Genomic DNA, 16,903 nt, shown 5'->3' on the forward strand with positions numbered 1-16,903 from the left:
TAGGTGCCAGCTGTACGTCTATCTTCGGTGAACGTCGCGGATGGGGCAAAGCATGAGCTATCACCGCTTAATCGAGCTTGTTCGGCTGCGGTTTATCTGCATCTGGTTGTCCAGCCTTGTGTTTAGACATCCAATGTCCCCGGGGGCATTTTCGGGGGCATTGATACAGGCTGCTTCCAAATAAAATCTTGAAAATCATGACTTTATATGGACTATTGGAAGCCCTCCGGGCGCACCAGATGGACCTCCCAGAGAAGTCCGTAAAAGTCAAAAACCCTCGAGAAATCGGGGGTTTTTTGTTGCCTGCAGGTCCTTGCGTGTCCACCTCGATTCATTCGAATCCGGCGTGATTGGGGGCATGGATGAGGGCACTAGCCCCCAGCACAGGGGCGAGATTGGCGTTTTGGGGCGCAGCAACGAAGCCGGGCATGCGCGATGAAGCCCGGATCCTTGAACAGCGTGGCCTGTAGTCGATTGCAGGGTGGGCACCAGGGCCCACCCCGTATCGGGCAATCCGGAGCCGAGCGAAGCCCACCGCCAGCTCGCCAAGCGCCTGCAGCAATCACTGAGCCTGCTCGACATGCGGGTCCTTGACCACCTGGTCATCGCGGCCAGAAGAACGTCAGCCTGGCGGCAAGGGGGTTGGGTATAGCGCTCCCTTTCGCAGCCGCTTCCCGCTACAGTGCCGGGCTGTTTTGGCACGCATCTATTGCTTGCCCGGCGCTCAGGCCGACGGAGCCGACCTGACACAGCCAACCGGCTGAAACGTTGCGAACAAGGCGAGCAGAAAGGACCGCGCGTTGCCGATTTTCTTGAAGGAAGTTGCTGTTGATGTTGTTCAGATGTTCGTTGCTTTTTTCGCTCGCACTTATTGCTTCATCCGTTTTCGCACAAGAGCTTGTCGGCCGCGCGACGGTGACCGACGGAGACACCATCACCGTCGCTCAAAAGCGCATCCGTCTTTGGGGCATCGATGCCCCGGAAAGCGCACAGCAGTGCACAGCCAAGGACGGGCGTGCTTGGCCGTGTGGTCGACGCTCAGCCGCAGCGCTGGACAGCCATCTGCTAGACAAAACCGTGCGGTGTGAACCGCACGACATGGATCGCTATGGAAGGGTCGTTGCGGAGTGCTTCGTCCAAGGACAGTCCCTCAACGGCTGGATGGTCCGCTCGGGTTGGGCAGTGGCATATCGCCAATACGCCACCTCCTTCGTCGCAGACGAACGCATCGCCCAGCAGCAAAAACGCAACATCTGGAGCGGATCCTTTCAGATGCCATCGGACTTCCGACGCGCCAAACGCGCGTCATCGGTCAAGGCGTCATCCCACGCATCGACTGCTGCCATCGCGGGTTGCAAGGTCAAAGGGAATATCTCCAGCAAGGGAAAAAAGATTTTCCACATGCCCGGTCAACGCGACTACGAACGCACCTCCATTGCGACCGCACGTGGCGAGCGGATGTTCTGCAGTTCCAGAGAAGCCTTGGAGGCCGGATGGCAGCCGGCAAAGCGTTGATGCCCGCTGTTGCACAAGCGCGGGTAGCCGATTGATCGAACTGGCGTCATTGGCCGCGGCACTCACCGGAACAGCAAGGCAAGCAGGCTGACCGCTGCGGAGGAACAGCCAGTCCCGGTGTCGCGCGATGACATGGCGAGCGGCGCGGCCAACAAGCTGCTGGCATTCTTCCAGACGCTCGACGCCGTCGCGCACGGTGAGCTGGGGCTGTGCCGATGGGTACCCGACGCTGCGTCGCTTCGCGGCCGCGAGGACTGCTTCGCGTCGGATCGGCTGTCGTCTCCGAATGCTCCGACGCTCTTTCTTTCCGATTGTGACGGTGTCCACTTCACTGTCATGTGCTGGGCTTGCCGATCGCTGGCATAGGTCGCATCATGATTCAGCAATGCATTATGCGCATGGCTGTTCGGTCTGCAGACGGGAGCGGGGCTGGGATTGCGAGGGTGCGACTTCAGAAAGTGCGACTTCAATCGGGCATTTGCAGTGAGGCGGCTCGCCGATCCGCCCGTTCGCCCTGCGACGCATGAACACTTGCGCAAGGTGACATCGCCATGACCGGCCCCTGGCCTTCCGATGCCCGGTTTTTGCAATTGGCCGATCTAACGGTGGATCTGCGTTTCCGCCGGCTGATCCATTCCGGACAGAGCGTGGAGTTGCCACAGCGCATCTTCGATCTATTGCTGTTGTTCCTGGCCGAACCGGACAGGGTTCACACGCGCACCGAACTGTTCGACCGTCTGTGGGCGGGCACGATCGTCGAAGACTCCAACCTGTCGCAGAACATCTGGCTGCTGCGCAAAGCGCTGGGTGAGGCGCGCAAGAACTGGGTCCGCACGGTCGCCAAGAGCGGCTATGTGTTCGAGTCTCCGGGACCTTTGCAATGGTTTCAGCAGTTGCCGTCCGCCGAGGACGCGCCCGACGCCCACGCCTCAGCCAGGGCCATCGAGCCGGCGGTGGCAGAGGCGCTCCCGCGCCTTACTTCCCCGCTCGAAAGCATCGATCCTGCCGCGGTCCCCGTGGTGGTGGCGAATGCGCAACCCGCTGGAGACCAGGTGATGGTGCGCGAGTCCGCGTGGCCAGCGGTGAGTGCGCCGCCTCAGATGGCTCCGATCAGAGGCCGATATCTGTGGGGCTCGGCCGCAGCCGCACTGGTGTTGGTCTGCGTCGTTGTTGCGTCGGTGGTGGGACAACCCTGGCGGGCGACTGCCGACCGTCAAGGGCGGGCGGTGGCAATCGTGGCGGCACACGATCAACACGACTCGACGACGTGGGCGACGACGCTGTTGGAGCAATGGCTGTCGTGGAAGCTGGACAGCCTGTCGGAAGTCAACCTGATCGCGCAAAGCGATCTGGCGGCTGGCGGCGGCCCGTCGTCGGTTGATGTGGTGTTCCTGTCCTCGGAGCGTTTACCGGACGCTCCCGAGCGGATCGCGGTCTATGCGCGCTTGTTGCGCGACGGCAAGGAAGCGCGTTTCGAAGCGAAGGGCGATCGATCCGAGGCGCCCGCGCTGATCGACTCGGTGTCGCGTCAAGTCGTGGCCAAGCTGATGCCGAAAGACCAGCGGCCGTGGCCCACGCTGGAGTTCAGCGCGCGCGCGGCCGAGCGCTATGCCCAGGCAGCGGACGCACGCCGCCAGCGCGACTGGATGGCGGTGGCCAGAATCGGCGCGGAGGTGGTCGCGATGGCGCCGCGTTTTGGTTTGATGCGCCTGCAACTGGCCGAGGCCCAGGCCGAGTTGTACAACTCGGCGGTGGCGAACGCACAGATGCAAGCGGCGGTGCGGCTGCTGGCGCCGGTGCCCGCTGGGGTTGACGCGCATTTGCAGGCGAAGCGTCTGGCGCTCGATCCAGCGAGCGAACGCAACGCACTCGAAGCCTATTCGTCACTGATCGAACGTTATCCGGAGAAGGCCGCCTACCGGCTGGAACAGGTGCGCCTGCTGCTGGCAGTCGGACGACCGAAGGATGCACAGCTGCGGCTGGCGGCGATGTCCAACGACCACGAGCCGGTCAGCGTACGCATCGCCAAGGATCAGTACCGCGCCGATGCTTACCGCATGATGGGCGAGTTGGACAGCTCGCGCGCGCTGGCCACTGCTGCGGAGAAGATGTTGCGAGAGCTGGGGCCCGGATGGACGCTGGAGCGTGCGGACGCCATGCTGACCTTGGCCATGGCCGATACGGGCCAGCATCCAGAGCGCGGCGCCTCGCCCTGGTACGGGCGGGCCGCCGACCTTTACGACCAAGCTGGCAATTCGACCCGGGCCCTGCATTCGCGGTTTCTCGCACAGATGACCGGGCCTCCCCGCCCGGACGGCGACGCCGGCATGGACGAACTGCTGGCGACTGCCCGCGCGGGCGGTTACCGACGACTGGAAATCATGGCCCTTATGGCCAGTGCCGGCAGGTTGGCTGGCAGGGGCGACATCGCCACTTACCGCACCAGGTTGCAGCAGTCCTATTCGGTGGCGGAAACATCAGGGGACGTGCATTCGATGCGCCAGATCGGCGTCTTGCTGCTCGATGACCTGATCCAGACGGGGCAATTTGCCGACGCTGATGTGAGCATCGCTCGGCTGCGCAACGCGAATCTGCAAACGGGCGCGGTGTACATCTACGGGCAGCGCGTGGCAAAGCTGGCCTTTATTCGTGGACGCTACCAGGACGCGTTGTCTGCACTGGGCAATGCGGAGGAGTTGCAGCCCATCCCCGTGCAACAACAAGCGGACACGGGAATTCGGGCGGGTTTGAACTGCAGCCGCGCAGACATCCTGATCGAGCTGGGGCGCCTCCCGGAAGCGCGGCAAAGCCTGGAGCGATGCGCGAAGGCGGACTATTGGTTCGCAGAGCCCTCCGCGATCCTCAGCGAAAGCCGCCTCGAGCTAGTTTCCGGTGATCGACGGCGAGCAGCTGCCTTGTTGGAGCAGGCGGAGAAGTCACCGGTCATGGGGGCGCCCAGTCAGTGGGCGCACCTGATCGGCATCGCCGCGATCGCCGTGCGCCTGGGAGATACCGATCGTGCCGAGCGTATCTATGCGAAGGTTCTGCCCGAATTGCAGCCGACCGGTTACACGATGTTGGTCGCGGCGGTGCGCGTCGGCCAGGCCGAAAGCGCTGCTACCCGAGGGGTGTGGGCGCTGAGCCGGTCGCATTCTGCCGAAGCCAGGAAACTCCTTCCGAGCGACGCCTGGTCCTTGCTCAGCCGACTGGACCTGCTTGAGGCCTGGGACGCGCGCGCACGTGGCGACATGGGCGAGGCCGCAGCGGTCGCATCGAGGCTGCATCGCGAAGCCCGCCGCCTCGGCGACGTCGCTATGGAGCTTCAGGTCCACCGCCTGCTGCCTGCGGGCATCATGCAGGATGACTGCAGCGTCGCAGAGCGCGAAGCGCTGATTGCAAAGACTGGCGGGCGGTCCGCCGGTTCGGGGTGGCCGCCGCCATAGCGCGCGGACCCATCCGTAGCTGCTGTAATTTCAGGCGCGTGTTCGCACCACGGCGATTGAGCTACAGCGCAAGGTCGGAGCGTGGCTGGAGCAGAAGAGGCGGCGGAATCAGTTCTTCGGTGCGTGAATGAAGTCTATATTTTAAAGGCGCCGCGCTAGTCCAACTATGGCGGCGAATAATGCCTTAACCGGTATATCAGCTGCTCGGTATTTTAAATGGTTGGCGTGTGCAGCCGACACCATTCGCGCGAGGTTTCGCAAACAGCGCCGCAGGCTCGCCGTAGCCTGGTTGTCGCGGGCGATGAAATTTCCGGAGAGATTGGAATTGGAATGGGCTATCGCCGTTAAGTCCTTCGCCCGGATCCCAGGAACAGCTATGACCCGCTTCGGAGAGATGTGCAGGGTGCCTGGTTCGCATGGCGAGGCCATGAAATCTTGAATTCGGATTGGGTCATGGCAGTTTCATCAAAGTCCTCTAAGGATAGCTCGGGTTGGATGAGTGTTTAAACACCACGTATTAACTAGACGGATTGGATGGCGCTCAGCTGCAGCGCTTCTGACGGCGCGGAGCCGCTCAAGCAGCAAGTTGTGAGTTTGGATTTCGGTATAACTCATTGAACTACAAGCGCCCATGCAAGCTGCGGGCATATCGCCAAGTGCGGCCATAGTGGTTCCCAGCTTCCTCTCCTCTCGCCAGAATGCTCAACGGTCTGCGAAGAAATAACAAAAAAAATATATCTCCTTAGATGCTGATCGTGATGTCGTTGCCTATTGTGGCTTCCGCAGGGGGGAGTGGCACACGCAGAACAGCGGAAAGATCCAAAGGATCCTTTGATCGCTGGCTTGGCTAATCTATTTGAAAAGGCGACTCGCTCGATATACAGCGGTTGCCCATCCCGACACTACACGGTTCGCCCTTTATGGGGCGTATTAGCCGCGGGCGAATATCGGTCTGTGATCGGTATTCATTCAATTGCTGTCGATGCGCCGATGGGCGCAAGGGAATGACCGATGAACATTATTTATTGCAAGGTGTGGAGCAAGAGCCTGGGAACGTGGGTCGTCGCGTCCGAATTGGCGAAAGGCGGCAAGAAGAAGTCTCGTGGGGCCTCGCGGGCCCTGGCACCGGTGCTCTTGGTTTTTATGCTCGGCGGGGCAGCAGAGGTCAACGCCCAACGCAGATGCGATCTTTATAACGCCGTCGTGGACGACGACAATGGCGGTGCCGTGCTAGGAGGGGCTAACTCTTTCGCGTGCGGCGTAAACGCCGAAGCCGGTGAAGGGGGATCCACCGTGTTCGGCGACAGTGCAAAGGCGACGAGAAACAATTCCGCCGCCTTTGGGTACGTCTCGCAAGCGATAGGCTCGCTCTCGACGGCGCTCGGCAACGATGCCCAGGCAACAACAGCCGGAGCGTCGGCTGTGGGCAGCAATAGCCGCGCAGGCGGTCTCAACGCGTCGGCGTTCGGCAGAGCGGCGAACGCGGCGGGAGCGGGGGCATTGGCCTTGGGTAGCAACGACACTGCGACCAACGGCGGCGCCAGCGCTGCGGGCGCGAATTCCATCGCGATCGGCGGACAGTCGTCGGTCACCGCGACGAGTACGTCCGGTATCGCCGTCGGGCGCGGTTCGGCCGTCAGCGGCACCTACGGCATCGCCCAAGGCGATGCCGCTATCGCTGGCTCCTACGGCATTGCAACCGGGCGCAATGCCAACGCAGGAGGCGCGGGAGCTGTTGCGCTGGGCGCCAACGCGACAGCGGGCGCGAACGCGGCTGGCACCGATGCCGTCGCGGTCGGTGCGCAATCCTCGGTGGTCGCGGCGGGCACCTCGGGCATTGCCCTCGGCCGCGGCGCCACAGTCAACGGAGCCTTCGGTATCGCCCAAGGCGATGGTGTGGTGTCCGGCGCCACGGGGCGTAACGTCGCCATCGGTTCGACCGGTACCACCGCCAATGGCGGCACCGCGACCGGCGGTGCCGTGGCCATCGGCCGTGCCCAGACCGCTACCGGCAACGGCGCGGTCGCGATCGGCGACCCCAACACCGCCAGCGGCACAGGCGCGGTCGCGGTGGGTGCCGATAACACCGCAACCGGGCAGGGTGCGCTCGCGCTCGGTAACGCCAACACCGCCTCGGGCCAGGGCGCGGTCGCGCTCGGCAACGCAAGCTCGGCCGGCGCCGCAGGCGCGGTCGCGATGGGCGATGGTGCTTCGGCCAATATCGCGCGCAGCGTTGCGCTGGGCAGCGGCTCGTCGGCCGCCGCCGCAGTTGGCACTACCAGCACCGTCATCCGCGGCACCACCTACAACTTCGCCGGCACCGCGCCGACCAGCACGGTCAGCGTGGGCACGGTGGGGAACGAGCGCACAGTCACCAACGTCGCCGCCGGCCGTCTCAGCGGCACCAGCACCGATGCCGTCAACGGCAGCCAGTTGTTCGCCACCGATCAGGCGGTCCAGGCCGCCGGCGCCGGCTTCGCCCTTACCGCGCAAGGCGCCAACGGCTCCAACGTCGACCCGAGCGAGGCGGTCGACCTCAACAATACCGACGGCAATATCTTGGTCAGCAAGACTGGCGGCAACAACAACGTCAGTTTCGATCTGGCCGACGACATCACGGTGAACAGCGTCACCGCCGGTGCCACCACGCTCAACAGCAGCGGTCTGGTCATCACCGGTGGCCCAAGCGTGACTGTAGCCGGCATCAATGCCGGTAGCCAGGTCATCACGAATGTTGCCGCCGGTGTTGCCGCAACCGACGGCGTCAACAAGAGCCAGCTGGATGCGGTCGGTGCGACTGCGAACGCGGGCTTCAACGTCAGCGCGCAAGGTGCCAACAGCACCAACGTGGCCCCGGGCGAGGCGGTGGACCTCAATAACAGCGACGGCAATATCGTCGTCAGCAAGACCGGCACCGACGACAACGTCAGCTTCGATCTGGCCGACGACATCACCGTCAACAGCGTCACCGCCGGTGCCACTACGCTCAACAGTAGCGGTCTGACCATCACCGGTGGCCCGAGCGTAACCGCGGCCGGCATCAATGCCGGCGGCCAGGTCATTAGCAATGTTGCGGCGGGCGCTCTCAGCGGCACCAGCACCGATGCGGTCAACGGCAGCCAGTTGTTTGCTACCAATCAGGCGGTGCAGGCCGCCGGCGCCGGCTTCACCCTCACCGCGCAGGGCGCCAACGGCTCCAACGTCGACCCGAGCGAGGCGGTCGACCTCAACAACAGCGACGGCAACATCCTCGTCAGCAAGACCGGCACTGACAACAACGTCAGCTTCGATCTGGCCGACGACATCACCATCAACAGCGTCACCGCCGGTGCCACCACGCTTAACAGCACCGGCCTGACCATCACCGGTGGCCCGAGCATGACTGCGGCCGGGATCAATGCTGGCAACCAAGTCATCACGAATGTCGCCGCAGGTGTCGCCGCAACCGACGGCGTCAACAAGAGCCAGCTGGATGCGGTCGGTGCGACTGCGAACGCGGGCTTCAACGTCTCCGCGCAAGGCGCCAACAGCACCAATGTCGCCCCAGGCGAGGCGGTCGATCTCAATAATACTGATGGGAACATCGTCGTCAGCAAGACCGGCACTGACAACAACGTCAGCTTAGATCTGGCCGACGACATCACCGTCAACAGCGTCACCACCGGCGCCACCACGCTTAACAGCACCGGCTTGGTCATCACCGGTGGCCCGAGCGTGACCGCGGCCGGTATCAATGCCGGCGGCCAGGTCATCACGAATGTCGCGGCAGGTGTCGCCGCGACCGACGGCGTCAACAAGAGCCAGCTCGATGCAGTGGCTGGCGGCTCCAGCTCGCTGGGCCTGAACTTCACCGGCAACGACGCCAGCGCCGGCGATGTGCACCGTGACCTGGGCCAGACGCTTTCGATCCGCGGCGATGCGACCGCCGTCGGTACCTACAGTGGCGGCAACATCAAGACGGTGACCGACCCGGCTACGGGTGCGATCAACGTGCAGTTGGCCGACTCGCCGAAGTTCGGCAACGTCATCATCAACGACGGCGGCACCGGCAAGATCAGTGGCGTGGCTGCGGCCGATCTGAGTGCGGCCAGCACCGAAGCGGTCAACGGCTCGCAGTTGTTCCAGACCAACCAGGACGTCGCGGCGCTCGACAACCGCGTGACCACGGCCGAGGGCGACATCACCACTCTCGACAACCGTGTCACCACCAGCGAAGGCGACATCACCAACATCAAGAACCAGATGGGCCCGGCCGATCCGGCGTATCTGCAACAGAACGGCCGCGGCACGCGCTATGCACGCACCAACGACACCGGCCTGGCCGAGGACGATGCACACGCCCAGGGCGTGGGTTCGACTGCGGTGGGTTACAACGCCACCAGCTCGGCGGCGGATGCGGTCGCGATCGGTCGCAACGCTCAGGCCGGGCATGCCGGCAGTGTGGCGATCGGTGCGGGTTCGGTCGCCAACGGCAGTACGCTCGGTAATGCGGCTTACCTGGTCGGCGGCACCGCGACCGGTGAGGTCAACGTCGGCAATCGCCGCGTCACCGGCGTGACCGCAGGCGCGGAAGAAACCGATGCCGTCAACGTCGGCCAGCTCAAGGCGGTGGCGGCCAGCGCCACCCAGGCCGAACAGCGCTCGGTGAAGTACGACTGGAACGACCTCGATGCGGACGGCGAGATCGACCCGGGCGAAGTCGATTTCAGCAAGGCGACGCTGGCCGGTCAGGTGAGTACCGATGGCGGTGCGACGGGCGGCAGCAAGCTCACCAACCTGGCCCAGGGCGAGGTGTCGGCCACCTCGACCGACGCGGTCAACGGTGCCCAGCTCTATCAGGTCGCCGGCCCAAGCGATGCGGCTTATGTCGCGCAGAACGGAGCCGGTCTGCGTTATGCGCGCAGCAACGACAACGGCCTGGCCGACGCTGATGCGCATGCACAGGGCGTGGGGTCGACTGCGGTGGGCTACAACGCCACCGGTTCGGCCGAGAATGCGGTGGCGGTGGGCCGCGATGCGGTCGCCGGCCATGCCAACTCGGTCGCGCTCGGCGCTGGCTCGTCGACCACGGTCGGCGCGCAGAACGGCTACAACGCGGCGTACGTGGGCAGCAGCAACTCGACCGGCCAGGTGCACGTCGGTGGCCGAACCATCGGCGGCATGGCGGCCGGTTCGGCGGCGGACGACGCGGTCAACGTGGCGCAATTGCAATCAGGGGTCGACCAGGCCGTCACCCAAGCTAACAACTACACCGACACGCGTGTCGATCGGATCGCCGGCAATGTGGCCCAGTACGACGACCGGATCGCCACTGTCGAAGGCGATGTCAACAACGTCAGGAACGGGTCGGCGGGTCTGTTCCAGGTGAGCCAGGACAACAACGCGGCGCCGACGGCCACTGGCACCAACGCGTCGGCAGGCGGTGCGGGTGCGACCGCCTCCGGCACTAGCGCCACCGCGCTCGGTAGCGGCGCCATCGCCTCCGCAGGCAACGCCGTCGCCCTGGGCGCAGGTTCGGTGGCCAATCAGGAGGGCACCGTCTCCGTCGGCTCCGCCGGCAGCGAACGCCGGGTGACCAATGTGGCGGTGGGTACCGCCGACACCGATGCGGTCAACGTCGCGCAGTTGAAGGGCTTCACCACCGGCGGTCTGCAGTACGACAAGAACGCCGACGGGAGCAACAACGCCAACAGCATGACGCTCAACCCGAACGGTACCGGCCAGACCACGGTGCGTAATGTCGCGGCCGGCACTGCGGCGACCGATGCAGTCAACATTGGCCAGCTGAAATCCGGTCTCGGCGATGCGGTCGTCCAGGCCAATAGCTACACCGATGGCCAGGTGGCCACGGTGCGCAGCGATGTGTGGAACCTGAGGGGCGACGTCCGCCGGCTGGAACGCGACATGCATGCGGGCATCGCCACCGCGATCGCGATCAAGCCGGCGCCGTACGTGGCCGGCCGCACGACCTACTACGCGGGCTTCGGCGCCTACAAGAGCGAAGCCGCGTTTGGCGTCAGCTTGCGGCATACCGTCGAGAGCGGACGTTGGAGCGTGGAAGGCGGTGCGTCGACCAATAGGGATGGCATTGGCGCGTACGTGGGCGTCAGTGGCGTGCTTGGCGACTGATCAAGTGCGTTGATCCGTCAACGCATCCTTCGCACGCTGCGCCGCAGCGGCACGGCAGGGGCGCAGTGCGGCCCTGCCGTAGCTCGGATGCTCAGAGTCAGAGCATGTCCGGCGGCGGTGCAGTCGCCTTGGCGTGCTGCTTGCCACGCGCATGTTCGATGGCGGTACGCAGCTTGCGCGCGGCGCCGGTGACGGCGGAAGCGGTGGTCTCGGCGCTATTGGTGGCCGCGATCGGCGGCAGGCCGGCGACATGGGCTTCGATGCTGCAGGTGCGATCCGCCGCGCCGCCGCGTTGACCGTTTTCATCGCGCAAATGCACTTCGACGCGGGTGATGTCGTTGGCGAAATGCGCCAGCTGGGCGGAGCAGGTCTTCTCGACATGCTGCACGACAGAGGGGTCATGCGGCACGTGCTTGTCGGTCTGGATCTGAATCTGCATAGGGTGTCTCCTTCGCGGTCATCCGCTGCGTCTGCCGTAGCGGTGACTCGATTCTGCGACAGCGCACCGTTGCCGCGAGGTGACAAGCTGCACCGCGTTCATGCGCAGGTCGGGATGGGTGGGACGTCCATCCCATGCGGCTGCCAGCTGTGTCGCGGCTGTCGCGCACGAATGGCCAATCGCGGATTGCCAGTCCACACTGGCGAGCTCTGCCAGAATGAATCCTCACGGCAGCAGCGATCTGCTGTACCGGAAGCAGTGGATTAAGATGCCGACACTGCGGTAGTCCGCGCCTGTCCGATGCCTGCCTGTGTCTGAATTCCGAGTTGCTTTGGGTGCCCACCGCGGCGTGTTGCAGCGTGTGTTGTTGCTTGTCGCGTTATGGATGGTGTGTGTGGGCGCTGCCGTGGCGCAGGACGATCCCACCCTGCTGGAGAACGCGCAGACCCAGCTGGACAGCATGCAGAAGGTGCTCGCCCAGGCCGAGGCCGGCCTGGACAAGTCCGACACCGATCAACTGCGCAAGCTCACCGACGATGTCACCGGCGCGCAACGGCAGGCGCAGGATCTGGCACGCACGCTGGAGCCGCCGCTGAAGGAGCTCAACGAGCGCCTGGCCGGGCTTGGGGTTGCGCCGAAGAACGAACCGGCCGACTTGCGCAACCAACGCCAGTCGCTGACCAAAGAACGCGATCGGCTGGATGCCGAGTTCAGGCGGACCAACCTGCTGGCATTGAACGCGAAGGATCTGGCCGACCGGCTTGAGCGCGAACGCGTGCAGCGTTTCAGCGTGCAGCTGTCCACGCGGGTGGCCTCGCCGCTGTCGCCGACCTTGTGGAACCAGATCGCGCAGCAATGGCCCGACGACCGCGCGCGGCTGCAGGCATTGTTCGACAAGTCGGTGCAGACCGTGCGCGCGGCGACGCTGACCAATGGCGTCGGCGGTCTGGTGATCGGCGCAGTGGTGGCGGTCTTGCTGGCGTTTCCGTTGCGCATCTTCCTGCGCCATCTTGGCCGGCGCTATGCGGCCTCGCGTGCGCCGGGCGGGCGCTTGCGGCGCTCCGGGTTGGCGTTGTGGTTTCTGCTGATCGGCACGCTGAGTCTTGGCATGGCCGCATGGGTGCTGGCCGAAAGCGTCCGCGCGCTGAGCGAACTGCCTGCAGATCTGGAGCAGTTGCTGAGTGCGTTTGTGGTGATCAGTTTTGTCGCGGCCTTTGTCGGTTCGCTCAGCGCCAGCCTGCTGATGAAACATCAGCCCACCTGGCGGCTGTTCCCGCTGGACGACGCCACCGTGGATCGCCTGCGCGTGCATTGCCTGGCCACGGCGGCAGTGAGCTGGTTCAGCGGCATGGCCATCCGCATCAATGACGTGGCCGGCAGCAGCGCTGCGCTGACCACCGCCACCGATGCGTTGGCCGCGTTGCTGTACGCGGGATTGATCCTGTCGGCGCTGGCTGGCTTGAGTCTGTCGCTGCGTGCGCGTGCGGCAAGTGCGGGCGTGACCAGCAGCGACGACAGCGAACCGCCGCCGGTGGTGTCGCGCGGCGGTGGCTACATCGTGTTGATCCGTCTGCTCGGCCATCTGGCAGTGATCGTGGCGCTGGTGGCGGCGTTGTTCGGCTACATCAATCTGGCGCTGTTCGTGGAGCGGCAGATCATCTGGATCACCCTGGTGTGCAGCCTGCTCGGATTGTTGGTGGTCTTCGCCGACGATCTGATGGTCTGGGTGTTCAACCCCGAGGGGCGTTTCAGTCGCGCGTTGTCGCATGCGTTGAACATCGGCAGCGCGCGGCTGGTGCAGGTGGGGTTGTTGATGTCGGCAGGGTTGCGCGTGCTGCTGGTGCTGCTGGGCATCGCTGCACTGTTGACGCCCTACGGCGCCAACATCACTGCAGTGACCGGCTGGGCCGAGAACGTTTCGCACGGCATCACCATCGGCAAGGAGCTGATCATCACGCCCAGCGATGTGTTCAGGGCCCTGTGCGTGTTCCTGCTCGGCATGGGGCTGGTGCACTTGGTGCAGCAGTGGCTGCTCAACACCTATCTGCCCAAGACCGAACTGGACGCCGGTGCGCGTAATTCGATCAGCACGGTGGCGCGCTATCTGGGCTGGTTGATCGTGGCGATCTGGGGCCTGACCGCACTCGGGCTGGATCTGAAGCGGCTTGCGCTGGTGTTGAGCGCGCTGTCGGTGGGTATCGGTTTCGGTTTGCAGGCGATCACGCAAAACTTCGTATCTGGTTTGATCCTGCTGGCCGAGCGGCCGGTGAAGATCGGCGATTGGGTGCGCATTGGTGACCAGGAGGGCGATGTGCGCAAGATCAGCGTGCGTGCCACCGAAATCCAGGTCGGCGACCGCTCCACCCTGATCGTGCCCAACTCGGAATTGATCACCAAAAGCGTGCGCAACATGACGCTGTCCAACCCGATGGGGCGGGTGCAGCTGCAGTTCTCGGTGCCGCTGGAAGCCGAGGTGGCGAAGGTGCGCGACATGCTGCTGGAACTGTTCGCCGAGCACGCCAAGGTGCTGGCCGAACCGGCGCCGGCGGTGTTCATCGATTCGCTGGCCGGCGGTCACGTCAACTTCAATTCGTTCGCCTATGTCCGCAGCCCGCGCGATGCATATGGCGTGCGCAGCGAGTTGTTCTTTGCGCTGCTGCAGCGGATGGAAACCGTAGGCATTGCGCTGCAATCGCCGCAGGAAATTCGCTTTAGTCGAGCCGGTGCTGCGGTGGCGCGCGATGCCGGCGATGGCACGCCTGCATCGGAAGACTGAGCCGGCGAGTGCACGCAGTGTGCGGGCATGGGCGCTGCAGCCACGCCTTAGATCAGCTGCTGTACGACTGATCTATCCGCACTGTCCAACTGCTCCAAAATAGCCGGGATGTCGAGGCTTCGCGTTGTTTGGATACAGTCAAACGATTAAATCAAAAGCTTGGTTAGTCGAGTCGAGTCGAGGGTGCGGTGCCCTCACCGCTTGCGGGACACGCCGTAAATCCGTCCCTGGAGGCTCGGTGGCGGCATCCATGCCGCCACACGGTCCCGCAATCGGTGAGGGCACCGCACCAGGACGTCAGTCGGGTAGCCGGATAAAAAGCTGGCCGCCTCGCAAGTTGCGTAGGCTTGCTGGCGTGGTTCGCAGAACACGATAGCTGGGGAATTAGAAGCACGTCATGCCCTGCTTGCAGCCAAGCCGCAGATCATCCGCTCTATGGCCGTACAGCGCCGCAACTCAGGAGCGGTCTGCGACGGGTGTTTCCTTGACCAGGGCCAGATCGTCCACGCTGACGTCTTCGGTGTAATCCAGCCAGGCGCGGATTTCCAGGTCTTCCACCGCATGTTCCAGGCCTACCGGCATGCGGATGCGTCCCGCCGCATCGGGCACCACCCATTGCTGGGCCAGCACCACCTTGCGCTCGGACGACACCGCTTCGACCCAGAATGCACGCGTGGGCCGGCGTTTAGCGTACAGCTCCAGCATATAGCGGCCGGCCTCGGTCTTGCGCGCAGTCTGGGTGAGCATGATCGGCTGACGCACGCGTGGGCGCGGGCCTTGTTGGCTGGCATCCAATGGCGCATCGACGGCGATGCCGCGGGTCAGGTCCGGGTCGCGATACAGCTTCATGCTCTGGTGGCGATCGACCACCAGTGCGCACCAGTCGCCGTCGGCCGAGCCGTCTTCGAATGCCGTGCAGCGGTCCACGTACGCCAGCGTGCCCTCGGTGTGGGTGCGATCGAACTGGCGCGAAGTGTTTTCCAGATACACCGTTTTCAGATTGGTGTCCTCGTCGTATTCCAGCAGCACCGGCGGGCGCACCTGCTGCACGCCCACCACCACATCGCCATTGCCGTTGATGCGCAACATGCGTGTGCTGCGCCCGGTCCATAGCGTGCGCGCGTAGGCGAGATAGCGCGGGTAGTCCTTGCCGCTGTCGCGACTGGCCGCCACGCTGGCGCTGGGTGGCGCATCGCTGGCCAGCAGCGAGCGGCCGAAGCCCAGCGTGCGCATGCCAGGTTCCAGCAATTGCAGCAGCGTTGCACCCGAATCCAACGTGCTGCCTGCGCGCGTGACCACTTGCTGCGGCGCGATGTCCTTGCCCAGGAACAGCAGCAGGTTTTCGCGCTTCTGCTTGGCGAGTACATCGCTGAGATCGTTGGGCATCGCCAGGTGATCGGAGGCGATCACGATGATGGTGTTCTTGCCGTAGCGGCTGTTGCGAATGCGCGCGACCAGCTCGCCGATCAACCGATCGCTACACTTGATCGCATGCAACAAACCGATGTCGCCCAGCGCGCTGTCGTAGTGCTGGCCTTTGCACGCCAGCGGCAAGTGGCCGGCAGGATGGTGGGTGTCCATGGTCAGCGTGGTGAGCATGAACGGCTGACCGGCGCGCGACAGCGTCTGGAAGCTGTCCCAGGCATCGTCCAGCAGTACATCGTCGTGCACGCCCCAGGCGGAAAAATGTTTCGGCGCCACGCCCTTGTCGCGGAAGTAGCTGACGTCGTGCACCACATCGAAACCATGGCTGGACAGAAAACTGCCCTTGCCGGCAAAGCTGGCATCGGCACCACCAACATAGTGATTGCGGTAGCCCTGATCCTTGAGATAGTCGCCCAGGCAGCGCGCCTCCGGCAGGAACAGGCCCATGCGGCCCATGCTGTTTTCGTCGCCGGGCGCGGTGGTCAGCGGCACGCCGCACATCGAGGCGACCATGCCGGCAATGGTCCAGCCGCTGCCTTCGGTGGAGGTGAGGTTGCGTACGTCCACTGCTTCGGTCGCCAGCGCGCGCAGGTTCGGCATCAGGCCAGGAAACACGTCTTCGTCGAAGTAGGTGCGTTCCAGACTTTCGCCGTAGATCCACACGATGTTCTTGCGCTTCTGCAACGGCTGCTGCGGTACCAGATATTCCGGCACCACGGTGGCGTAATCCACCGGGCGCAACTGGTAGTACAGGCGCTTGCCATCGCGATACAGCGGGCTGACCGCGATGCTGACCAGCAACATCGTCACGAACGCAGCGAACACCGCACCACCACCGCGCGGGCGACGGAAACGCCGCACCTTGAGCAGCACCAGCGGGCTGAGCGACAGCAGCACCATGCCGATGAACACGGCGATGTAGCCCGAAAAATCGCTGACCCCGGCGCCGTCCATGTCGGCGCGCAAGTGGTACAGCGTTGCGGCGTTGATGCCATCGCCACTGAGCCGGTCGACCAGACCCCAGGCGCTAAGCAGCAGCAACAGCAACGACAGCAGGACAGCCTTCAACCACGCCAGACGCGGGGAGGCGACCAACAACCAAAGCAACAGCAACAACGAGAACAACAACATCCAATGCATGCGGCAGCGTCCGTGGGGGAATGATGCGAGCGCGTA

7 protein-coding genes and 1 pseudogene are annotated in these 16,903 nt (G+C 64.2%); 6 read left to right on the forward strand and 2 right to left on the reverse strand.

The annotated features are described in order from the left end of the window. The first annotated feature begins 481 nt into the window (after positions 1 to 481). From FFY45_RS09210 to FFY45_RS09225, 5 genes and pseudogenes are all read left to right on the forward strand, one after another. Positions 482 to 652 carry a JAB domain-containing protein gene (locus FFY45_RS09210; RefSeq protein ID WP_176340201.1) on the forward strand — a complete coding sequence of 57 codons (171 nt, stop codon included), beginning with the start codon at positions 482 to 484 and terminating at the stop codon, positions 650 to 652. A 179-nt stretch (positions 653 to 831) separates the two neighbouring features. Continuing rightward, positions 832 to 1,515 (forward strand): thermonuclease family protein, encoded by a 684-nt coding sequence (locus FFY45_RS09215; RefSeq protein WP_176340253.1) that lies wholly within the window; start codon positions 832 to 834, stop codon positions 1,513 to 1,515. A gap of 551 nt (positions 1,516 to 2,066) precedes the next feature. Beyond that, on the forward strand, positions 2,067 to 4,958 hold the full coding sequence (locus FFY45_RS09220) for a winged helix-turn-helix domain-containing protein (RefSeq protein WP_176340202.1): 2,892 nt from the start codon (positions 2,067 to 2,069) through the stop codon (positions 4,956 to 4,958). Between the two features lie 1,011 nt (positions 4,959 to 5,969). Next, positions 5,970 to 6,104 (forward strand): annotated as a pseudogene (locus FFY45_RS22370) (ESPR domain-containing protein); the annotation flags it as partial. 354 nt (positions 6,105 to 6,458) lie between these two features. Further along, entirely contained in the window at positions 6,459 to 11,087 is a 4,629-nt protein-coding gene (locus FFY45_RS09225; RefSeq protein WP_255171911.1) for a beta strand repeat-containing protein, read from the forward strand. A gap of 97 nt (positions 11,088 to 11,184) precedes the next feature. Here FFY45_RS09225 and FFY45_RS09230 read toward each other — a convergent pair whose 3' ends face one another. Beyond that, positions 11,185 to 11,526, reverse strand: coding sequence for an HPF/RaiA family ribosome-associated protein (locus tag FFY45_RS09230; RefSeq protein WP_006451224.1), 342 nt, complete (start codon positions 11,524 to 11,526; stop codon positions 11,185 to 11,187). Between the two features lie 352 nt (positions 11,527 to 11,878). On the opposite strand from FFY45_RS09230, the gene FFY45_RS09235 reads away from it, so the two are divergent. Further along, positions 11,879 to 14,302, forward strand: coding sequence for a DUF3772 domain-containing protein (locus FFY45_RS09235; RefSeq protein WP_176340254.1), 2,424 nt, complete (start codon positions 11,879 to 11,881; stop codon positions 14,300 to 14,302). 456 nt (positions 14,303 to 14,758) lie between these two features. On the opposite strand, the gene FFY45_RS09240 is transcribed toward FFY45_RS09235, so the two are convergent. Next, positions 14,759 to 16,867: a phosphoglycerol transferase I gene (locus tag FFY45_RS09240; RefSeq protein ID WP_176340204.1), complete on the reverse strand. Its 2,109-nt coding sequence runs from the start codon at positions 16,865 to 16,867 to the stop codon at positions 14,759 to 14,761. Between the last annotated feature and the right edge of the window lie 36 nt (positions 16,868 to 16,903).

The organism is Xanthomonas hortorum (assembly GCF_011305375.1).
Classification (GTDB): domain Bacteria; phylum Pseudomonadota; class Gammaproteobacteria; order Xanthomonadales; family Xanthomonadaceae; genus Xanthomonas; species Xanthomonas hortorum_E.